This is a genomic window from Flavobacterium omnivorum (assembly GCF_900099915.1).
Classification (GTDB): Bacteria; Bacteroidota; Bacteroidia; order Flavobacteriales; family Flavobacteriaceae; genus Flavobacterium; species Flavobacterium omnivorum.
On the sequence record NZ_FNDB01000001.1, the window covers coordinates 97,093 to 120,072 of the forward strand.

A 22,980-nucleotide genomic window follows, 5' to 3' on the forward strand; every position below is an offset into this window, starting at 1 on the left:
CACAAATTCCACTAATTTGCACAAATGATTTCGTGTAAATTAGTGGAATTTGTGTTTTATTTTTTAAAATCTGAAATCAAAAATCGTTAATCATCAATCAAAAATCTCATTCCAACAACTTCTTGCTCACCCGACTACTCGCAATCAGCGAAGCTATAAATCCAAGCGAAATAATAGTACCCATTACAATAAGTACATTTTCGAGAGAGAAAATTACCGGATAAGCAAGAGTAGGTGTAATCATAATCAGTTGAAAATATTCTTGTATCAAAACAATTATAATTCCTAAAACCAGCCCGATAATCCCACCAAAAACACTCAATAAAGTACCTTGTAGCAAGAATATTTTACGTAAATCTTTGATTTCGGTTCCTAGATTAAAAAGGGTTTTTAGGTTTCCTTTTTTGTCTAAAATCATCATAATCAACGCGCCAATTAAATTAAAAAGTGCGACGACAATCACCAAAGTAAATATTAAATAAACCGCAATATTCTCAGTATTCAACATTTTGTAGAGCGATTCGTTGAGTTGCGCTCTGTTTTTTACGGTAATTTTATTTTTGAAAATAGTTAGAAGTTGGTTGCTAATATCCGTTTCATTAGCGCTAGTTTTGGTCTTGATTTCAATTCCCGAAACTTGATTGGTTTTGTATTCCAACAATTCCTGAGCTAAACCTAAATCGGCAAAAACATATTTGGAATCCAAGTCTTCACTAATGGCATAAATTCCAACAGGAATCAGATCCGTTTTGTTAAAAGCTTGTTCTGGATTTTCTATGGTCCCTTTTCCGGGTTTTGGAACTAAAACTTCCAATTGACGATTAAAATCTAGCAACCCCATGGAGAATGTCTGGGCAATCCCATACCCTACTACCACTTGATACGTATCTGGTTTCAACCATTGGCCGTTGAAAAGTTTGGTTTCAATAGCATTTACTTGATTAAAATTAGAATCCACACCTTTTAGATAGGTAACTTCCTGTTTACCGTCAAAAGTGAATAAAACCCGCTCTTCAATAATTTTGGTATAGGATGCAAGACCTTCAATTTTCTTGATTTGGCTTTCCTGATTTGGAGTAATCAAAAAGGATTTTCCTAAAATACTGCTTATTTTTAAATCGGGATCAATGTCATTGGTAAACGAAAGACTAAAAACTTTTAGTCCGCTAAAAACGGATAAAACCACAAACAAAGCCATTGCACCAACAATAATTCCCATGCTGGCAATGCGATTGATGATATTGATAGCGTTGTTTTTACTGTTGCTAAGAATATAGCGTTTGGCTATGTAAAGGGGAAAATTCAAATTTTATTGAAATCTGCGTTTGTCGAGTAACTCTCTATTTTCTATAGGATTGTCTCTATTTGCCAAGGCATTGTCAATTTTTTCAATGTAATCCAAAGAGTCATCAATAAAGAAAACCAAATTTGGAACTTTTCTTAATTGCAAACGCACTCTTTGTGATAAGTCATGTTTTATTGTTTTAGAATTCGACTTTACTGCCTCTAAAATTTCTTTTGCTTTATCCTGAGGGAAAACACTTAAATGAACCGTCGCTACAGATAAATCTGAAGTAACAACAACCTTGGACACCGAAATTATCAAATTACTAACTCCGTTTTTTCTCACTTCACCTTGCAGAATATCCACCAAATCTTTTTGGATCACCCCACCTATTTTTTTCTGTCTATTTGTTTCCATGCTGCAAAAATACTACTTTTAAGGTTTACCCCGAAGTTTCAAGACAAATTTTAAAAGTAACCTGTTAATAGTGGTGTTTTTAGAAGCTATTTCCTGCTGTTCACTATATCTTTCTTGCCGAAAACCGGCAAGAAAGGATGTCGTTTCCATCAGGGCTAGGAGATTTAGGAAATTAGAAAGCTTATCTTAAATCAGAAATCTAAAATCGTTAATCAAAAATCAAAAATCTTAATGCAAAGACCATCCTTCTCCATATACGATGCATCGGCAGGTAGCGGAAAAACCTATGCGCTAGTCAAAGAATATTTAAAAATTATTCTTGTTGCCAAGAAAAATGACGCGTATCGCAATATTCTCGCCATTACTTTTACGAACAAAGCTGTTCACGAAATGAAAGGCCGCATCGTAGGCAGTCTTTCTGAATTTGCTAAAGACGAACCAAGCTCAAAAGCAGTAGATTTAATGCAGGATTTGGCAGTGGATACAGCACTTTCTGTTATTCAAATAAAAACCAAATCACAACAAATCATCAAGCATATAATTCATAATTATGCCGCTTTTGATATTTCGACCATTGATAAATTCACGCATAAAGTAATTCGCGCGTTTGCTCATGATTTAGGTTTGCCTATGACTTTTGAAGTTACTTTGGATACTGAAAATTTGTTGGTGGAAGCTGTTGATGCCATAATAGCTCAAGCCGGGGAAGATGAAACTTTGACAAAGTTATTGATTGATTTCACGATGGAAAAAACCGATGATGACAAGTCATGGGATATTTCACGGGAGATTCTTGATACTGGTCGTTTGGTTTTAAACGAAAATAACCGAAACGAAATTACCCATTTCCATGACAAGTCAATAGCTGATTTTGTAGCAATTAAAGCAAAATTGAACGAGGCCTGTAAAGTTTTGGAGAAAGAAAGTGTTGCCTTGGCAGAGGAAGCCCTTTTGCTAATAGAAAAAAACGGAATTGATAGTAAGTCGTTTTCTGGAGCATATTTCCCAAAACATTTGATCAGCATTCAAGAAGTTAAGTTCAATCCAAAAAACAAAACGTATCACGAATTCGATGATATAAAAATTAATAAAACGGCAAAAGACCGAGCGATTATTGAAAACATAATTCCTGAATTACTTCAACTAGTAGATACTATTTATAAAGCTTTTGAAAAGAGAAATTTCTACAAAGCTTTCCTAAAAAACATAACGCCTTTGTCGTTGTTGAACACTGTTAGTAATGAATTGGCAAAAATCCAAAGTGAGCAAAATGTGCTTTCTATTTCCGAATTTAATGCAATAATTCATAGGGAAATTCAAAACCAACCCGCTCCTTTTATATACGAGCGATTGGGAGAACGATATCGTCACTTTTTTATAGACGAATTTCAGGATACATCCGTAATGCAATGGCAGAATTTGATTCCATTAATTGATAATGCCACATCTAGCGAAATTGATGGTGAAAAGGGGACTTTGATGATTGTTGGCGATCCAAAGCAGTCCATTTACAGATGGCGTGGCGGCAAAGCAGAGCAATTTATAGATTTGAGTAAAGACCAAAATCCGTTTAATAATAAGGAGAAAGTTCTCAAACATTTAGATAAAAATTACCGTTCGTATTCACAGGTAATTGAATTTAATAATGGTTTTTTTAAAATGCTGTCGAATGAGTTTGATCACTTAGATTATAAAGATTTATATGCCAATCACAGTCATCAGAAGTTGAATGATAAAAAGGGCGGTTATGTAAATATTTCTTTCATTCCAAAAGTAGAAAAAACAGATGATAATCCCGAAACTTCGGGGGAGGAAGAGACGTTGGACAAAACAGAGTTGTATGTTTTGGCGACATTAAACACCATTCAAAAAGTAATTAGGGAAGGCTTTGAATACAAAGACATTGTAATTTTGACCAGAAAACGGAGTCAAGGAATTGCGATTGCTACTTATTTGACTGAACAACAAATTCCGCTGTTGTCATCAGAAACCTTGATGATTCAAAATGCGACAGAAGTTAGATTGATTATTCATTTATTGAAATATTTGAAAAATAGTTCTGACTTGGAATCCAAAGCAAACTTTCTTCAATATTTAGCTCAAAACAGTCAGGATAAATTACCCGTTCATGATTTTATTGCCAAAGGAATGTCGTTGTTTCAAGAAACGGATTTTGAAAACTGGTTGATGAGTTTTGAGGTTTCACTTTCGTTTCAAAACATTCGAAAAAAATCATTGTATGAAGTTGTAGAGGTTATTATTTCGAAATTTCTAAATCCAAAAATAAGCAATGCCTACGTCCAATACTTCCTAGACATCGTTCTCGAGCGTGACATTCGTAACCAAGCAGGAATTTCAGATTTCTTGAATTTCTGGGATAAAAATGCGGAGAAATTCAGTATTCCGTCTCCCGAAGGGACTAATGCCGTTCGGATTATGACGATTCATAAATCAAAAGGATTGGAATTTCCAGTCGTGATTTTTCCTTTTGCGGAGGAAGATTACAACAGAAAGCCAAAAGATAAGTTATGGTTGAATGCTGAGGAGCAGGATTTTGGTTTGCCAAAGGTTTTAATTGATAATAGTAGTGCGGTAGAAGGGTTTGGAGAAGAAGCTGCTGGGGTTTACAATCAAAAAAAGCAGGAAGAACTATTGGACAATATTAATGTTTTGTATGTAGCCTTAACTCGGGCTGAAGAACAACTATATGTGATTTCCAATATGAATTTATCTCGAAAAGGGGAAGTTCCTAAAAATAACATGTGCACCTTTTTTATCAATTATTTGGAAAGTAAAAACCTATTCAAGGCAGATGAGTTAAAATATGAATTTGGGAAAGAGACTAAACTGTCAACAAATAAAAAGCACGTTGATACTTCTAAAAGAATCCCTTTGGTTGCGGAAATTCTGAATCCAAAAAATATTAAAATTGCACAACGAGAGGCTTTGATGTGGGGTACACTTCAACAAGAAGCGATAGAATATGGAAATGTTATTCACGAAATTCTGTCTTTTGTAAAGATTAAAAATGACATTGATTTAGCAATTACAAAATCAATTGAAAACGGCTTAATTATTTTTAGTCAAAAAGAAACGGTTTATAAAACAATTTGGGAAATTGTTAATCACAGGGAGTTAGAGATTTTTTTTGCTGAAGGGAATGAAGTATGGAACGAGCAAACCATCATTCAAATGCAGGGAAAAACCATCAAGCCAGATAGAATGGTTTTAACCAAAGATAATGAAGTGTTTTTACTGGACTATAAAACAGGAACGCACAATTCAAAATACCAATTGCAATTGGAAAATTACCAAAGTGCAATTGAATTAATGGGCTATAAAGTGGTAAAAAAAGCACTTATTTATATCGGAAAAGAAATCGATGTAGTAAATTTGTAGACTGAAAAATGAATTATTCGCAAAAATTGAACTTTAAAAACATAAAAAATGTACGGAAAAATAAAAGAACATCTTCAAGCAGAAATACAAACCATCGAGGATAACGGAATTTTTAAAAAGGAACGAATTATTACCTCGCCTCAAGGAGCAGAAATTACTATTTCAACTGGAGAAACTGTTTTAAATTTTTGTTCCAATAATTACTTAGGATTGTCATCGCACCCGGAAGTGATTCAGGCTGCAAAAGACGCCTTGGATTCGCATGGTTTCGGTATGTCGTCGGTTCGTTTTATTTGTGGAACACAGGATATTCATAAAACATTAGAAAGAAAGATTTCAGAATTTTACGGAACAGAAGATACTATTCTTTACGCAGCAGCTTTTGACGCGAATGGCGGGGTTTTCGAACCATTATTGGGAGAGCAAGATTGCATTATTTCGGATAGTTTGAATCATGCCTCTATTATTGATGGTGTTCGTTTGTGTAAAGCAGCACGATATCGTTATGTTAACAGCGACATGCAAGACTTAGAACAACAGTTAATTAAGGCTACTGAAGCTGGAACTCGTTTTAAATTAATTGTTACCGATGGCGTTTTCTCGATGGATGGTCTTGTAGCTCCTTTGGATAAAATTTGTGATCTAGCTGATAAGTATGATGCGATGGTCATGGTAGATGAATGTCATGCTGCTGGATTTATTGGATCCACGGGAAAAGGAACGCCGGAGGCTAAAGGCGTAATGGGTCGTGTTGATATCATTACAGGAACACTTGGTAAAGCACTTGGTGGAGCGATGGGCGGATACACGACCGCCAAAAAAGAAATTATCGAAATATTACGTCAAAGATCCAGGCCGTATTTGTTTTCTAATTCGCTAGCTCCTGCAATTGTAGGTGCTTCCATCAAAGTATTTGAATTATTAGAAAAGGACACCACGTTACGCGATAAACTAGAGTGGAATACCAATTATTTTAAAACAGGAATGGAAAATGCGGGATTTGACATCGTTGATGGGGACTCTGCTATAGTTCCGGTGATGCTTTATGATGCAAAATTATCACAAACTATGGCTGATGAACTGTTAAAAAAAGGCATCTATGTGATAGGCTTCTTTTTTCCCGTAGTCCCAAAAGACAAGGCGAGAATAAGAGTTCAACTCTCTGCAGCGCATACAAAAGCTCATTTAGATAAGGCAATAAAGGCATTTATTGAGGTTGGAAAAGCTCTGAATGTTGTATAATTCCCACTTTTGGCTTAATATAAGGGCTTTTTTTAACATTTAATTTTGTAGTTTAAAATTTACGTACTATTTTTGCATATAATTAACTAAATTGTAATTAAAAAAATTAAGTATGAAACATCTTAACAAAATTTTAGTTGCTGTGATGATGGTGATGGGTTTAAGCTCTCACGCACAAGACAGTAACAATCCTTGGGCTATCGCTTTTGGAGTTAATGCCGTTGACACCAAAGCTGGTGCAGAGGGAGGACATAACTGGCTTGACCGTCATTTTTCTCAACCTTTTGCAGTGAAAGACAATTGGAATATTCTTCCATCTGTATCTTATTTAAGTGTTTCTAGATATGTAGGAGATAATTTCTCTTTCGGTCTTGCTGGATCTGTTAACAAAATTGACAAATTTGTAACTTTTGCTCCAGGTACTGTAGGTCATGATTCTAGAGGATATCATGTAACTAATCCAGGTGATTTAATGTATTATGGTGTTGATGCTACTATTAAATATAGCTTCATGAACCTAATTAAATCTAAAGTTATTGATCCGTCTTTATCTGTTGGTGGAGGTTATACTTTCTTCGGAGATAGTAGTTTTGGAACATTCAATCCTGGTGCAGGTTTGACTTTCTGGTTTTCTGAAAATGTAGGTTTGGAAATTGCTACAAGATACAAAAAAGCTTTTGGTGATAGAACGGAAGGTAATGTTGATTTTGCTACTCCAGATGCTCCTTCTCTTTTTCAACACACTGCTGGTCTTATCTTCAAATTTGGAGGAAAAGATACTGATGGTGATGGAATCTACGACAAAGATGATGCTTGTCCAGAAGTTGCTGGTTTGAAAGAATTCAACGGTTGTCCTGATACTGATGGAGATGGAATTCAAGATAGTGCTGACGAATGTCCAAATGATTTTGGTCTAGCTGCATTAAACGGTTGTCCTGATACTGACGGAGATGGTGTTGCTGATAAAAATGATGCTTGTCCTACTGTTTTTGGTTTAGCTGCATTAAACGGTTGTCCAGATGCTGACGGTGACGGAATTGCTGACAAAGATGACAAATGTCCTACTGTTGCAGGTCCTAAAGAAAATGGTGGATGTCCTTGGCCTGATACTGACGGAGACGGAGTATTAGACAAAGATGACGATTGTCCTACTGTAGCTGGTCCAGCTAGCAACAGAGGATGTCCTGAAGTAACTACTGAAGCGTTAGATAACCTTAAAATTCAAGCTAGAGCAATCTACTTTAATTCAGGTAAAGCTACTTTCAAAGTTGGTGATGTTCCAGCTAGATTAGATGCTATGGCAAATATTCTTAAAAACTACCCTAATGCTAAATTCAGTGTTGAAGGACATACTGATAGCGATGGTTCAGATGCATACAATCAAACACTTTCTGAAGATAGAGCTAACGTAGTTAGAGAAGCTTTATTAGAAAGAGGTATTAAAGGTGAAAACCTAAATGCTGTTGGTTTTGGTGAAGGAAGTCCAGTTGAAACAAATAAAACTGCTGCTGGTAAAGCTAAAAACAGAAGAACAGAAGTTATTTTACAAAAATAATTTTATTCGAAATATTTTTAGAAAACGCCTCGATTTATCGGGGCGTTTTTTTTATAGATAGAGTAACGTGTTAGAGAAGCTTTATTTGAATGACGTATTAAAGATGTAAACCTAAATGCTGTTGGTTTTGGTGAAGGAAGTCCAGTTGAAACAAATAAAACTGCTCTTGGTAAAGCTAAAAACAGAAGAACAGAAGTTATTTTGCAAAAATAATTTTATTCAAAATATTTTTAGAAAACGCCTCGATTTATCGGGACGTTTTTTTATTTTTATAGAATGACAAATACTTCTTTTTTAGATAAAATAGCTTCAGTTTTAATCGAAAATTACTCGGACAATCTTTCCAATACAATTGTAGTTTTACCAAACAAACGGGCTAAAATATTTCTGATTGAAGCGGTAAAAAATCAAGTTACCACAAATATACTTTCGCCCGAAATTATAAGTATCGAGGATTTTGTACAAAATATAGCAGGGATCCGCGCTATTGATCCTATCGAATTGTTATTTGAATTTTACGAAGTCTACTTATCTATTACCGATAAAGCAAACCAACAATCCTTTGAGTTGTTTGCCAACTGGGCTAAAACACTCCTACAGGACTTTAATGAAATTGACCGCTATTTATTAGATCCTTCTCACGTGCTTTCGTATCTGAAAGATATTGAAGATATCAAAAAATGGGGAATTGAAGTCGAAAATAAAACTCCTTTACTAGAAAAATATATTGATTTTTGGAAATTACTTCCCAATTACTATCAATCCCTTTATACACATTTGCTAAACAAAGGAATCGGGTATCAAGGCTTGATTTATCGCGAGGCAGTTAAGAACTTAGATCATTTTACCAATTCTGTTCAAGAGAAACAATTTGTATTTGCTGGTTTTAATGCGTTGAATGCTGCCGAAGAAAAAATAATACAGCACCTTATTGCGGCTGACCAAGCTAAAATATATTGGGATGTAGATCAAACTTTTTTAAATGATCCCTTTCACGATGCAGGATTGTTTGTTAGGCGTTTCAAAGAAAATTGGAAGCACTATAAATTGCATCCGTTTGAATGGATTGTAGATGATTTTTCGCAGACTAAAAATATCCAGGTTATTGGTACACCAAAAACTATTGGTCAAGCCAAAATAGCCGGAAGTATTATCGAGAATGTCATAAATGAAAATCCCAAAAGCAAGCTGGATAAAGTGGCTGTGGTTCTGGGCGAGGAAAATCTTTTGGTGCCGCTTTTATATTCGTTACCATCAAGTGTAGGTGCTTTGAATATCACGATGGGATATTCGAGTAAGAATAATCCAGCGCAGATTTTGATTGCCAAATTATTCAAAATGCACACGAATGCATTATCCAGAAATGCTAAAAGTTATGTGCTGTATTACAAAGATGTATTGGACATTTTGACACATCCGCTGGTCGAACCGTATGCTAAAACGACTGCCCTTGTTCAGACCATCAATCAAAATAATTATACTTTTATTACGCATCAAAAAATGATGGAATTGAATATAATTCCAAGCGAGTTGTTTCTTTTATTATTTCAAAAATGGGAAAAAGGTTCCATTCCGGTCTTGGAGACTATTTCTAGATTATTGCAAACTATAAAAGAAAATTTAAGTAACGATAACGAAGAAGAAAAAATAACTAAAGCTTTTGTATTTGCCATTTTTAAAGTCATTAACAAACTGATTAATTACTATTCGAAACACGCACATATCGATAAAATAGAAACACTTTACGCCATTTACAAACAAGTAATTGATCTGGCTGAGGTTTCTTTTGAAGGAGAACCATTGAATGGTTTACAGATTATGGGCGTTTTAGAAAGCCGTGTTTTGGATTTTGACACCGTTATTGTCACTTCGATGAATGAAGGGAAATTTCCGGCCGGAAAATCACAAAACTCGTTTATTCCGTATGATGTGAAACGCGAATTGGGGTTGCCGACTTTCAAAGAAAAAGACGCCATTTATACCTATCATTTTTATCATTTGTTGCAACGTGCCAAAAACATTTATTTGCTTTATAATACGGAAAGTGAGGGATTAGATGCGGGTGAAAAAAGCCGATTCATAACCCAACTGGAAGTCGAAAAACAAAATAATCATACGTTAACACACGAAATTTACAATGCAGTTTTACCTGAAACGGCCTATCAACCGATGGTGATTCCAAAATCAGAAAGTGTGATGGTACGATTAAAAGAAATTGCCGAAAAAGGGTTTTCTCCATCGGCATTGACGAGTTATATTCGGAATCCGATTCAGTTTTATTTCCAGAAAATTTTACGCATCAGCGAAGTCGAAGAAGTGGAGGAGAATATTGCTTTGAATACGTTGGGAACCATTATTCACGAAACTCTAAAAGTTTTGTACGAGCCATTTATTGGTAAATTTATTTCAGAAAGTGATATTTTAAACTGTTTCAAACAAATAGACGCTGAGGTTTTGAAACAGTTTAAATTGGTGTATAAAGAAGGCGAAATCAAAAAAGGTCGAAATTTATTGGCGTTTGAAGTTGCCAAACGAAATGTTTCTAATTTCCTAAAAGTGGAACTGGAAAGTATTAAAAACGGAGATGCAATAAAAATAATTGCTTTGGAACAAACTTTTGGAAGAACTCTAAATCATCCGAATTTGCCGTTTCCGGTATTGATAAAAGGAAATGTAGATAGAATTGAAGAGCGCAACGGAGTCATTCGAATTATCGATTACAAAACGGGTAAAGTAGAAAAAGCGAGCGTCACTCTGAAATCCTGGAACCGATTAACCGAAGATATTAAAAGCGATAAAATCATTCAGGTTCTGGCGTATGCTTTTATGTATGAGCATGATGCGAAGGGAAAACCAATTGAAGCCGGAATTATTTCTTTTAAGAATTTAAAAGCTGGTTTTCTTCCGTTTAATTTTAAAGAAGACAAAGAAGTAAATTCGATTATAAATGAAGAAATTTTGAGTAATTATTTAGAGCAAATGGTTCTTTTATTGAGCGAAATTTTGGATGAAAGCATTCCTTTTGAAGAAAAAATAATTTAAACAAAACTCCCAATTAGAAAATTAGCCAACATCTTTGAGTTTTACAAAAGCACTTTGACAATAAACGTGTCAATAAGCGCTTTGGCATGGGTTTTTGGAGGATTTGAAAGCTTCAAATACGTGCTTATTATTTTTGGTTTCTTCATTAGCCTTTTGATAAAAGAGGTGAATGCTAAAAATGAATATCTGTTTTATTACAACAACGGAATTTCAAAAATGCAATTGTTTGTGTATGGTTTTCTGATGAATTTTGTTTTTTCTATGGTGCTGATTTTATTCATTAATTTAGTAATGAAACTCGTATGATTAAAAGTGCTTTAGAAGTAGACAGTGTTCAAAAACAATATGAGGGAAAAATCATAGTTTCCGATGTGTATTTGAAATGCGAAACCACCGATATTATTGGTGTTTTAGGACGAAATGGTTCTGGAAAATCGACTTTGTTAAAAATTATTTCCGGAATTGTAACAGCCGATTTTAAATTTGTTCGGGTGGATGGCATCGTGAAATCAAAAACCAGCGATTTGCTAAATGAAATCAGTTATTTGCCTCAGAATAATTTTATTCCAAATTCATTTTCGATAAAAAAGACCATTCAATTGGCTATTGCCAAAGAGAAATTACAGGATTTTTGTGCTGATGAAATGATCCAATCGATGTTGGATAAAAAAATAAAGCATTTGTCCGGCGGAGAATTACGGTATTTAGAAATTAAATTAATCCTAAATAACGCGTCAAAATTTGTTTTGCTGGACGAACCTTACAATGGTTTGTCACCCATAATGATTGAAAAAATTAATGAATTAATCACTGCAATGTCTAGTGTAAAAGGCGTAATTATCACGGATCATAATTATGAAAATGTGATTAAGGTTTCCACAAAACTAGCGTTGATGAAAGAAGGAAAAATGCACCATTTGAAAGACAAAAGCGAATTGGTGGAAAAAGGGTATTTGAAATCTGGAATGATTTAGATGCTTTTGAAAAAAGCCAACAATACAATCAATAACTGGTCTTGGTTTTCAATGTGGCTCATGTGTCCGTCCGGAAAAGTCACTAATTTTACCGTTGTGTTTTCAATTTGTTCTTTGGTTTCCTCGTAATTCAGGACAGGATCTTTTTCGCCCAGAATCAATAATTTTGGATAGGGTGTAAGGTGCAACAATACTTCCCGATCTTGTCGAATTTTCATTCCTTCCAGTGAAGCAACGATTCCTTGAAGCGGTGTTTGTAAAGCTTCCTTTTTTACTTTTTCAATAACTGGTGCGAGTCGTTCTCTGTTAAATTCGCTGAATAAGTTTGCAATAGAAAGCGAAACAAAATTCATAAAAGATTGTTTTACCGCTTTGATAGCTCGATCCCGATTTGTTTTTCGTTCGGCGCTGTCGGCTCTTGAGGTCGAGTTTAGTAAAACCAATCCTTTTATCGTGTCAGGATATAATTCGGCGAAAGCCAAAGCTACATAACCGCCCATAGAATGCCCGACAAAAATGGCTTTTCGGATGCGCAATTCCGATAAAACTGCGTGAACGGCATCGGCATTATCTTCCATCGTTTGCACATAACTCAAACATTCCGTTTCGCCATGACCCAATAAATCAATGATGATGACGCGGTTTTTTTTGGCAAATTCGGGTATATAAAAATCCCACATGCCTTTGTTTTCCAAGAAACCATGAAGCAAGACAATAGCGGTTCCTTTCCCGGTATCGGAATAGGAGATGTTGGTGTTTTTAAAGAGAATTTGTTTCACTTTTAGTTTTTAGAGTTTGCAAAATTAGGGCTTTAATCTTTTTAAACCATGTAAGGCATATAAGTTTTAAAGTTGTCATGGCGAATTATATCAAAAAGCACAAAGTGAAATTGAAAAAATATTTAAACAAAAACTATTTTTTAACCATATAAGGAATTTAAGTTCATTTAAGCATTACCTCTATTTGCTTACATGACTTATATGGTTGAAAAACGGCTCCCATTCCTGAAAGCCGTTTGTAATTATTCAAATTTAAAATCGTCGATCTCCATTAAGCATGCTTCCTAATCCGCCTAATAAACTTCCTTCGTCACGACTGTTTCCGCCTGCTCTTGGTGCAGATGCAATGATTCTATCGGCAAGTCGGCTGAAAGGCAAGGATTGTACATAAACTGTTCCCGGACCGCGCAGTGTGGCGTAAAATAATCCTTCGCCACCAAAAATAGAATTCTTGATGCCGCCAATAAACTCAATATCATAATCGACATCTTTGGTGAAACCTACAATGCAACCGGTGTCGACTTTTAGGATTTCGCCTGCTGCTAATTCTTTTTTGGCTAATGTTCCGCCGGTATGTACAAACGCCATTCCGTCACCTTCTATTTTTTGCATGATGAAACCTTCACCACCAAACAGTCCGCGGCCCAGTTTTTTAGAGAATTCAATCCCAACCGAAACGCCTTTGGCAGCGCAAAGGAAAGCATCTTTCTGGCAAATGAATTTTCCGTTAAATTGTGTCAAGTCAATTGGGATAATTTTTCCGGGATAAGGCGATGCGAATGAAACTTTGCTTTTGGTATTGTTTTGATTGATGAACGCCGTCATAAAAAGACTTTCACCGGTCAGTACTCGTTTTCCGGCGCTTAAAAGTTTACCGAACAATCCGTTTTCCTGTCCGGAACCGTCTCCAAAAATGGTTTCCATTTGGATATTATTGTCCATCATCATAAAACTGCCCGCTTCGGCAATTACAATTTCCTGTGGGTCCAATTCTATTTCCACATACTGCATTTCCTCGCCGTAAATGTGGTAGTCTATTTCGTGTGCTTGCATGATTTTTAGTATTTTGATTGAATAGATAAGTTGGAGATAGGTATAAAATGTTACAGCCTTTTTTAGGTTTTATAATGGATTTAACATTTTGGTTCTTCTGAAAAACATACGTTCTGTGTAGCCCTGATGGAAGTGATATCCTCTTGTAAAGTGCAACGGACCAAGAGATATAACGGACAGCAGGAGGAAACGTTGTTTTGAAAAGCGATACTTTCTGCTCAAAAAAAAACAGCCTAGATTGCTCTAGACTGCCTGTTTTATATATGAAAGACGTATTATGCGTTCATTAACTCTTCGATTTCGTCCACTTCAATTGGGATGTTGCGCATCATGTTGAACGGTTCGCCGCTTTCTTGAACGATGATGTTGTCCTCCAGACGGATTCCGAAACCTTCGGCAGGAATGTAGATTCCCGGCTCAACGGTGAACACCATATTGGCTTGCATAGGTTCAGTAAGAATTCCGTAATCGTGCGTGTCCAATCCCATGTGGTGCGATGTTCCGTGCATGAAATATTTTTTATAAGCAGGCCATTCGGGTTTTTCATTTTGCACATCGGCTGTGTCAATAAGACCCAAACCTAGCAATTCTGAAGTCATTAATTTACCTACTTCGATATGATATTGTTTCCAAAGTGTTCCTGTAGTCAGCATTTTGGTCGCTTCGTTTTTCACACGTAAAACGGCATTGTATACTTCTTTTTGTCTTTTGGTGTACTTTCCTGAAACTGGAATGGTACGCGTCATATCACTCGAATAATTTGCATATTCAGCTGCAACATCCAGTAAAATCAAATCGCCGGCTTTGCATTGTTGGTTGTTTTCAATGTAATGCAACACATTGGCATTGTTTCCGGAAGCTATAATTGGCGTGTAAGCGAAACCACGGGAACGGTTGCGAATGAATTCGTGAATCAACTCGGCTTCGATTTCGTATTCGGTCACGTTTGGTTTCACGAAAGGCAATAATCTTCTAAAACCAAGTTCAGTAATATTACAGGCTTTTTGGATTAAATCCAATTCTTCGGTTTCTTTTACAGAACGAAGGCGTTGCAATATAGGATTGCTTTTTGCGACAGTATGTGCCGGATATTTTTCTTTCCACCATTTTACAAAACGGGCTTCACGCGTTTCAGTTTCTACAGTGGCACGGTAATGCTCGTTTGTATTGATGTAAATTGTTTCAGCATGAGTCATCATTTCGAACAATACTTTTTCAAAATCTTGCAACCAATACACGGTTCTGATTCCCGTTACTTCAAAAGCACGCTCTTTGGTTAGTTTTTCACCTTCCCAAATGGCAATGTGCTCGCTGGTTTCTTTCAAGAATACCATTTCTCTTTGGTGCTCGTAAGGCCCATCCGGGAAAAGCAGTAAAATACTTTCTTCCTGATCGACTCCGCTTAAGTAAAATATGTCGCGGTGTTGTGCAAATGGCAACGTACTATCTGCAGAAACGGGATAAATATCATTAGAATTGAAGATGGCAACACTTTTTGGCTTCATCTGAGCCATGAATTTTTCTCTGTTTTTTATAAATAAATCTCGGTCAATTTGATGGTATTTCATAACAATTCGTTTTTATACATTGATTATTCAAAAATACTAACTTTGAGAGAAACGGATGTTAATTACACTATAAAATTTCCAGATAACTATTTTTATGATTAATTTTCCAATTCAAATCAGTTTACATGAAAAAAATAGTACTATTCTCTGCTCTTATCATACAAAGTGTCTCTTGGGGACAAGTTTCTGTGGAAGCGATTCAGCAATCATTGGTAGCCAAGAAAATAATGGAAAATCAATCGCTTTTTCAGCAGGTTACTTTCGAAAATGTGGGGCCAACGGTGATGAGCGGCAGAGTGGTGGATGTGGACGTAAATCCGGAAAATCCAACCGAATTTTATGTGGGATATGCTTCGGGTGGACTTTGGCATACGAATAATAACGGAATGAGTTTTACTTCAGTTATGGATGCGGCGCCTACGCAAAATGTGGGTGATATCGCGATAGACTGGAAAAGAGGAACGATTTGGGTAGGAACTGGCGAAGTGAATTCGTCCCGATCGTCTTACGCCGGAATTGGAATTTTGAAATCGGAAGATAAAGGAAAGACTTGGCAAAATATGGGTTTGCACGACAGCCATCACATCAGTAGAATCCTGATAAATCCATCAAATCCAGATGAAATTGTTGTGGGCGCAGTGGGTCATTTGTATTCTAAAAATGAAGAACGAGGAATTTATAAAACAACAAATGGTGGAAAAACATGGAGTAAAACCCTTTATATCGATGACGAAACCGGGATTATTGATGTGGCTATTTCGCCAAAAAACTTTAAGGTTCAATTTGCGTCTTCTTGGAGTAAAGACAGAAAAGCGTGGGATTTTATAGGAAGCGGCGCCACTTCGGGAATTTATAAAAGTGAAGATGCGGGATTAACTTGGAAACTTTTTTCAAATGCTGAAAGTGGATTTCCTGTTGGTGAAGGCGTTGGGAGAATTGGTTTAGCGGTGTATGACGATAATAACGTGTATGCTGTTTTGGATAACCAGTTCAAAAGGCCGGGTGGATCCAAAAAAAGCAATTCATTACCAATTGCATTTTCTGTCCCGGGAGACGAATTCTTGAAATTGCCCAATAAAAGTCTGAATTCTATTTTAAAGAATTACGGTTTAACCGAAAAATACAGAGCAGAAAACATCAAACACTGGGTTCAAAACGGGTATTTGCAACCTAACGAAGCTGCAAAAGTAGTTTTGGATGCTATAAATAGTTTAGCCGAAACAGAAGTTATTGGTGCCGAAGTATACAAATCAAGTAATGGAGGAAAAAACTGGACGAAGACCCATCAAGATTTTATCGATGATTTCTTTTATTCTTACGGCTATTATTTCAGCGTCATTTCTGTTGATCCAAACGATGTCAATAAAATTTATTTATCAGGTGTACCCATTATAAAATCAAATGATGGCGGAAAAACATTCACTTCCATAAGCGAAGAGAATGTTCACGCAGATCATCATGTAGTTTGGGTGAACCCAAATAAATCCGGGCATTTAATTAATGGAAATGATGGTGGTTTGAATATTTCATACGATGATGGAGCACATTGGTTCAAAGGGAATTCCCATAGCGTAAGTCAGTTTTATGCGGTGAATGTAGATGAGCAAGAACCGTATAATATCTATGGAGGGATGCAGGATAATGGCGTTTGGGTTGGACCAAGTACGTATAAATATTCCTCAGAATGGTACCAAACCGGAAAATATCCGTACGAAAATTTGATGGGAGGCGACGGAATGCAAACTCAAATCGATAAAAGAAACCCAAATATTGTTTATACGGGATTCCAATTTGGAAATTATTACAGAATTGATCGTGCAACTAACAAGCGAGAGTATATTTCGCTAAAGCCAAAAAAGGACGAGAAACCATTTCGATTCAATTGGCAAACGCCTATTTTATTGTCTTCGCACAACCAAGATATTTTATACATGGGATCTAATTTCTTGCACCGTTCGATGAATCAAGGGCAAACTTGGACTGCGATTTCGCCTGATTTGACACAAGGAGTGAAAGAAGGAAATGTAGCTTTTGGAACCATCGCAGCTATTAGTGAAAGCACTTTGCAGTTTGGTTTACTCTATACAGGAAGTGATGACGGATTGATTCATGTTTCGAAAGACGGTGCTTCGACTTGGAACAAAATTTCAGAAAATTTGCCTCAAAATCGTTGGGTTTCCAGAGTCGTGGCTTCGGCACACAAGAAAGAAAGAGTGTATGCGACTTTAAACGGATATCGAAATGATGATTTCACTAGTTATGTGTATGTGTCAGATGATTTTGGTCAAACTTGGAAAAATATAGCTACTAATTTGCCTGCAAGTCCAGTGAATGTGATTGTGGAAGATAATGTTAACGAAAATGTTTTGTATCTGGGAACGGATAACGGATTGTATGTTTCACTAAATAAAGGAACAACTTGGGATGATTTTTCGAACGGAATTCCGAACGTTGCGGTTCACGATCTAGTGATTCAAAAGAAAGTAAAAGATTTAGTGGTAGGAACTCACGGACGTTCGATTTATAAAGTCAATTTAGAGCAAGTGCAACAATTGAGCGATAAAGTGATAGCGGAAAATCTTCATGTTTTTGAACTAAAAAAGATAAAAAAATCAAGAGAATGGGGGGAACAGCTGGAGTTCTTGGGCTGAGGCTTCAGAACCAAAAGCAGAGATTTGGTTTTATTCGAATGGGGATTCGGAAGTGCTTTTGCAAATTGAAAACAGTTTAAAAGAAGTCGTTTATTCTCAGAAAGTGAAAGCGTCAAAAGGACTAAATAAGCACGTTTACGATCTTTCCATAAGCAAAGCAACTGCTGATAATTGGAAAAATAAAGACAAAAAACTAAAATTGGAAGAAGCCAAAAATGGGAAATATTACCTTCCAATTTCAATCAATAAAATCAGTATTCAAAAAGGAAAAGAGAAAGTAGTTACTGATCTTGAAATTATAGAATCAAAATAGAAAGTCTTTTTATTTTAAAAACAAAAAACACGATTCCATCTGAAATCGTGTTTTTTTTATGGTTGCTACTTTATTTAAAACTGAGCTACTTCTGTAGAATCTTTCATTGCGGTTGTAGAAGATTTTCCAATTGTCACGGTATTTTGTACCGCATCAAAATAGGATGTTCCTACGAAACCTTGATGTTTTACTGCTTTGAAACCATGTTTTTGCAAAGCAAATTCTCTTTCCTGCAATTCAGAATAGCCTGCCATTCCTCTTTCTTTGTAGGCTTTAGACAATTCGAACATACTCGTGTTCAATGCGTGGAATCCTGCTAAAGTGATGAACTGGAATTTATATCCCATTGCTGCAAGATCTTCGCGGAATGTTTCCATTTCGGCAACTGATAATTTTGCAGCCCAGTTGAAAGAAGGTGAACAATTGTAAGCCAACATTTTTCCAGGGAATTTTGCATGAATTCCTTCAGCAAATTTTCTTGCATAATCCAGATCTGGATTACTTGTTTCCATCCAAATTAAATCAGCGTAAGGTGCATAACTCAATCCTCTGTCAATTCCTTGCTCCACGCCACAATTCACATAGAAAAACCCTTCTCCCGTTTTTTCTCCCGTGATAAATTTAGCATCTCTTGGATCAATATCACTAGTCAATAAGTTGGCTGCATCAGCATCTGTGCGGGCCACAACAATTGTTGGCGTTCCCATTACGTCAGCGGCTAAACGTGCCGCAATCAATTTGTTGATAGCTTCTTGAGTAGGAACCAATACCTTTCCCCCTAAGTGTCCGCATTTTTTAGCAGAACTCAATTGATCTTCAAAGTGAACCCCGGCAGCTCCCGCTTCAATCATCGCCTTCATTAATTCGAAAGCGTTCAGGTTTCCGCCAAAACCAGCTTCGGCGTCAGCCACAATAGGAACCAGATAGTCTTTCTTGTCTGTAGTGCCGTTAACCACTTGTATTTGATCTGCTCTCAAAAGGGCATTGTTGATTCTTTTTACTACCAATGGAACACTGTTCGCAGGGTATAAAGATTGGTCAGGATACATTTCTCCAGCTACATTTGCATCAGCAGCAACCTGCCATCCGCTCAAATAAATAGCATCTAATCCTGCTTCTACCTCTTGTATGGCCTGGTTTCCGGTTAGCGCGCCAAGTCCGGCTACAAAATCCTGAGAATTTAGTTTATTCCATAAAGTATTCGCTCCAATTCTGGCTACACTGTGTTCTATTTGATACGAACCTTGTAATTTTACCACCTCTTCAGCAGTATAAGGTCGCTCAATACCATTCCATCTTGGGTTCGTAATCCAGTCGGTAACTAATTCTTGAATTCTTGTTTCTGTAGTTTTCATTTTTCTTTTTTTTGGTTGTTTGTTAATAGGGATTGTAATTAATTTTTTAAATGTATTTGTATCCTGGTAGAGTCAAAAATTCGATAAAATTGTCGTTTACGACTAGAATGTCTAATAATTGTTCCGCCAGTCTGTATTTTTGTTTTTCATGATTTTCATCTCCAACGAGCTTTCGGATTTTTTCAAATTCCTCCATCGCTAAGCGGTGATAGTATTTTTCATTCAATACTTTTTGATTGTCTAAAAGAACTTTGTTTTGAAGCCATTGCCACAATTGTGATCTCGAAATCTCAGCAGTAGCAGCATCTTCCATCAAATTGTGCAACGCTGCTGCACCTTGTCCGTTAAGCCATGAAGCGATATATAGAACGGAAATACTAATGTTTTTTCGAACACCTTCCTCGGTAATGGTTCCTTTTGGGGTTTCAAGTAAATCGCCTTCGGTAACATGTACGTTCTCTCTTTTTATGTGAATTTGGTTTTTAGTTGGCATGTATTTGTCGAAAACGGTCATGGCAAGTGAAACTAAATCAGGATGTGCAACCCAAGTACCATCATGACCATTTTTAACCTCACGTTCTTTGTCGGCAATTACTTTATCGAAAGCTACTTTGTTGGCTTCTTCGTTATTTTTTATCGGAATTTGTGCGGCCATTCCGCCAATTGCATGAATATTTCGCTTGTGGCATCTTTGAATTACTAGTTGGGAATAGGCACTCATGAACGGTGCAGTCATGGTTACCTGATCTCTGTTTGGAACTATAAACTTTGGATTATTTCTAAGTTTTTTGATGAAAGAGAAAATATAATCCCATCGTCCGCAATTAAGCCCTACAATATGATCTTTTAATTCAAAAATGATTTCGTCCAATTGAAAACTAGCTGTAATTGTTTCGATTAAAACTGTGGCTTTGAATGTTCCGTTTTCCACGCCCAAATATTCCTGCGTGAATTCGAAAACTTCGTTCCACCATCTTGCTTCCAGGTAATGTTCTAGTTTCGGAATATAAAAATATGGTGCCGTTCCATCTTCAATCAGCTTTTTATGATTGTGAAAAGCATACAAGCCGAAGTCAATTAACGAACCTGAAGTTGTTTCTCCATTTGCTAAAAGATGTTTTTCAGGTAGATGCAATCCTCTTGGGCGAACAAGTAATACGGCTGTTTGATTGTTGAGGCTGTATTTTTTATTTTTTACTGTGTCCTCTAAGGTGATGGTTTTGTTTACAGCATCTTTAAGATTCTCTTGGCCGGTCATTAAGTTGCTCCAAGTTGGTGATGTGCTGTCTTCAAAATCGGCCATGAACGTTTTTGCTCCAGAATTCAAGGCGTTGATGACCATTTTTCTATCGACGGGTCCCGTTATTTCGACTCTTCGGTCTAATAAATCGGCTGGTGTCGTGGCTGCTTCCCAATTACTTTCTCGAATGCTTTTTGTTTCAAGGGGAAAAGTGGGTACTGCACCTGCATCGAATAATGCTTGTTGCTTCTTTCTTTCCTCCAAAAGAGCTAGTCTTTTTTCGTTAAAATTCTCATGAAGTAAAGACAAAAAAGTCATTGCTTCGTCAGTTAAGATCTCTGGGAAACGTTCCGTGGTTTCTTCTGAAAAATTTAACAAATTTTCCGAATATACTTCTTTAAATTTCATTTTATGGCTTATTTAATTTAACACTAATTGACTTTTGATAAGAATATGTAATTATTCAACACTGCAATACTACAAAAAGTTTTTTACAAAACAAGCGAACGTACGCTAAAAGTTAAAAATAATTTTTTTGACGCAAATATTTTTTAATGTATATTTGAATTATGAACATAGAAAAGGATTACATCAAGCTGATTTTTGGCCTAAAACTCAAGCAGGCGCGTACGAATAAGAATTTATCTTTATTTGGCTTAGCCAAAATTACAGACCTTTCAAAATCGTATTTAAATGAAATTGAGAAAGGGAAGAAGTATCCCAAAACAGATAAAATCATTCTTTTGGCTGAAAAATTAGAAGTTTCGTATGATAATATGGTGTCTTTAAAACTGGATAATAATCTAGCACCTATTGGAGAAATTCTAAAATCTGGCATTTTGAAAGAAATTCCGTTGGAAATTTTCGGAATTCAGGAAAACGATCTAATCGATATTATTGCTAACGCTCCTGCAAAAGTCAATGCCTTTATAAGTACGATTATTGAGATTGCCCAACATTATAATTTGACCCGAGAAAGTTTCTTTTTGGCTTCCTTACGCTCGTATCAAGAGGCGCACAATAACTACTTTGAAGATTTAGAGCAAAAGGTCTTGGACTTCTCCAAAGCTTTTTATGTAAATATTGATAGTAAAATTTCTATTGAGGAGCTCACGGCAATATTGATTGAGGAATATGGCTACACAATCCAAGAGTTGGTTTTTTCTGAACAAGAACAGTTAGGGGACTTACGATCGATATTTGTCCCAAAAAGTAAGACGTTATTGCTTTCGCTAGATATTGATGAACCTCAAAAAGCATTTATTCTAGCCAAAGAAATTGCCTATAATTTTTTAGAAATAACCGAAAGATTGTATACGTTCAGCTGGATTAAGTTTGATAATTTTGATCAGGTTCTGAATAATTTTTACGCTTCATACTTTGCGGGAGCATTGCTTATTCCGAGACAAAAACTGATAGACGAACTGAATTTATTTTTAGCAAAAACAGATCCAAAACCGCAAGAGATGATCGCGCTAATGAGCGGATTTAATGTTTCTCCAGAATCTTTTTACCAAAGATTAACCAATATTTTACCAAAAGATTTTCAATTAAAGAATCTCTTTTTTCTTAGATTGTCTCATCAAATAGGAGCTGATACGTATCAGATAAAAAAAGAATTACACATCACGAATCAGCAGGAACCGCATGCGAATGAAATGAATGAGCATTATTGCCGCCGCTGGGTTTCTATTCGGACCATTGAGGAATCTTTGAAACAAAAGAAAAATCACTTCTTTGACGCTCAAATATCCAGTTATGAAAACAGTAAAAATGAATACTTGGTTTTTTCATCAGCAACACCAGATCCGTTCAAGGTAGATTGTATCCGTAGTATTTCTGTTGGAATTTTGATCACGCCAGCGGTTAAAAAGAAATTTAAATTTATGGAAAGCAATTCCATTAAGAAACAAGTGGTTGGAGTTACTTGTGAAACTTGTGCAGTTAAAAATTGTTTGGAAAGAGTTTCGCCACCAATTCAATTAGAGCAGAAAACACGCAATGAAAATACAGATTTGATTGTGCAACAGTATATGGCGAAGTTTAGTTAGATGGATATTGTGTTAAAAAAAGAAAGCGACAAAAAATTCATAGTAAAATTTTCATC

16 protein-coding genes are annotated in these 22,980 nt (G+C 36.0%); 9 read left to right on the forward strand and 7 right to left on the reverse strand.

Annotated elements, in window-relative coordinates; genetic code table 11:
- Positions 1-106: 106 nt before the first annotated feature.
- Entirely contained in the window at positions 107-1,306 is a 1,200-nt protein-coding gene (locus tag BLS90_RS00465; protein WP_091253700.1) for an ABC transporter permease, read from the reverse strand.
- A gap of 3 nt (positions 1,307-1,309) precedes the next feature.
- Positions 1,310-1,702 carry a 30S ribosome-binding factor RbfA gene (gene rbfA, locus BLS90_RS00470; protein ID WP_091253703.1) on the reverse strand — a complete coding sequence of 131 codons (393 nt, stop codon included), beginning with the start codon at positions 1,700-1,702 and terminating at the stop codon, positions 1,310-1,312.
- Positions 1,703-1,933: 231 nt separating this feature from the next.
- On the opposite strand from rbfA, the gene BLS90_RS00475 reads away from it, so the two are divergent.
- The 6 genes from BLS90_RS00475 to BLS90_RS00500 all read left to right on the forward strand — a co-directional run bounded on the left by BLS90_RS00475 (position 1,934) and on the right by BLS90_RS00500 (position 11,914).
- Positions 1,934-5,101: a UvrD-helicase domain-containing protein gene (locus tag BLS90_RS00475; RefSeq protein WP_091253712.1), complete on the forward strand. Its 3,168-nt coding sequence runs from the start codon at positions 1,934-1,936 to the stop codon at positions 5,099-5,101.
- A gap of 48 nt (positions 5,102-5,149) precedes the next feature.
- Complete coding sequence (gene kbl / locus BLS90_RS00480) at positions 5,150-6,343, forward strand: glycine C-acetyltransferase (RefSeq protein ID WP_091253716.1); 1,194 nt, start codon at positions 5,150-5,152, stop codon at positions 6,341-6,343.
- Positions 6,344-6,455: 112 nt separating this feature from the next.
- On the forward strand, positions 6,456-7,898 hold the full coding sequence (locus BLS90_RS00485) for an OmpA family protein (RefSeq protein ID WP_091253718.1): 1,443 nt from the start codon (positions 6,456-6,458) through the stop codon (positions 7,896-7,898).
- Positions 7,899-8,174: 276 nt separating this feature from the next.
- Complete coding sequence (locus BLS90_RS00490; RefSeq protein WP_091253721.1) at positions 8,175-10,940, forward strand: PD-(D/E)XK nuclease family protein; 2,766 nt, start codon at positions 8,175-8,177, stop codon at positions 10,938-10,940.
- Positions 10,941-10,994: 54 nt separating this feature from the next.
- Positions 10,995-11,246, forward strand: a complete 252-nt coding sequence (locus BLS90_RS00495; protein WP_139171365.1) for a hypothetical protein — start codon at positions 10,995-10,997, stop codon at positions 11,244-11,246.
- Positions 11,243-11,914 (forward strand): ATP-binding cassette domain-containing protein, encoded by a 672-nt coding sequence (locus BLS90_RS00500; RefSeq protein ID WP_091253728.1) that lies wholly within the window; start codon positions 11,243-11,245, stop codon positions 11,912-11,914. The genes BLS90_RS00495 and BLS90_RS00500 overlap by 4 nt, the downstream gene beginning before the upstream one ends.
- Here BLS90_RS00500 and BLS90_RS00505 read toward each other — a convergent pair.
- The 3 genes from BLS90_RS00505 to BLS90_RS00515 all read right to left on the reverse strand — a co-directional run bounded on the left by BLS90_RS00505 (position 11,911) and on the right by BLS90_RS00515 (position 15,314).
- Positions 11,911-12,693 (reverse strand): alpha/beta fold hydrolase, encoded by a 783-nt coding sequence (locus BLS90_RS00505; protein ID WP_091253732.1) that lies wholly within the window; start codon positions 12,691-12,693, stop codon positions 11,911-11,913. The two genes, BLS90_RS00500 and BLS90_RS00505, sit on opposite strands and share 4 nt — an antisense overlap.
- Before the next feature lie 252 nt (positions 12,694-12,945).
- Entirely contained in the window at positions 12,946-13,746 is an 801-nt protein-coding gene (locus tag BLS90_RS00510; protein ID WP_091253736.1) for a TIGR00266 family protein, read from the reverse strand.
- 275 nt (positions 13,747-14,021) lie between these two features.
- Positions 14,022-15,314, reverse strand: coding sequence for an aminopeptidase P family protein (locus BLS90_RS00515; RefSeq protein ID WP_091253739.1), 1,293 nt, complete (start codon positions 15,312-15,314; stop codon positions 14,022-14,024).
- 125 nt (positions 15,315-15,439) lie between these two features.
- Between BLS90_RS00515 and BLS90_RS00520 the strand changes: the two genes are divergently transcribed.
- Together BLS90_RS00520 and BLS90_RS17285 are read left to right on the forward strand one after the other, a co-directional pair.
- Positions 15,440-17,965 carry a WD40/YVTN/BNR-like repeat-containing protein gene (locus BLS90_RS00520; RefSeq protein ID WP_175455404.1) on the forward strand — a complete coding sequence of 842 codons (2,526 nt, stop codon included), beginning with the start codon at positions 15,440-15,442 and terminating at the stop codon, positions 17,963-17,965.
- A 52-nt stretch (positions 17,966-18,017) separates the two neighbouring features.
- The gene (locus BLS90_RS17285; RefSeq protein ID WP_175455405.1) at positions 18,018-18,278 is read left to right on the forward strand and encodes a hypothetical protein; all 261 of its coding nucleotides are present in this window, start codon (positions 18,018-18,020) and stop codon (positions 18,276-18,278) included.
- 74 nt (positions 18,279-18,352) lie between these two features.
- Here the strand turns inward: BLS90_RS17285 and aceA are convergent, their stop codons facing one another.
- Positions 18,353-19,633 carry an isocitrate lyase gene (gene aceA / locus BLS90_RS00525; protein ID WP_091253741.1) on the reverse strand — a complete coding sequence of 427 codons (1,281 nt, stop codon included), beginning with the start codon at positions 19,631-19,633 and terminating at the stop codon, positions 18,353-18,355.
- A 46-nt stretch (positions 19,634-19,679) separates the two neighbouring features.
- Entirely contained in the window at positions 19,680-21,281 is a 1,602-nt protein-coding gene (gene aceB, locus BLS90_RS00530) for a malate synthase A (protein WP_091253744.1), read from the reverse strand.
- A gap of 161 nt (positions 21,282-21,442) precedes the next feature.
- On the opposite strand from aceB, the gene BLS90_RS00535 reads away from it, so the two are divergent.
- Entirely contained in the window at positions 21,443-22,924 is a 1,482-nt protein-coding gene (locus tag BLS90_RS00535; RefSeq protein WP_091253746.1) for a helix-turn-helix domain-containing protein, read from the forward strand.
- Positions 22,925-22,980: the final 56 nt, after the last annotated feature.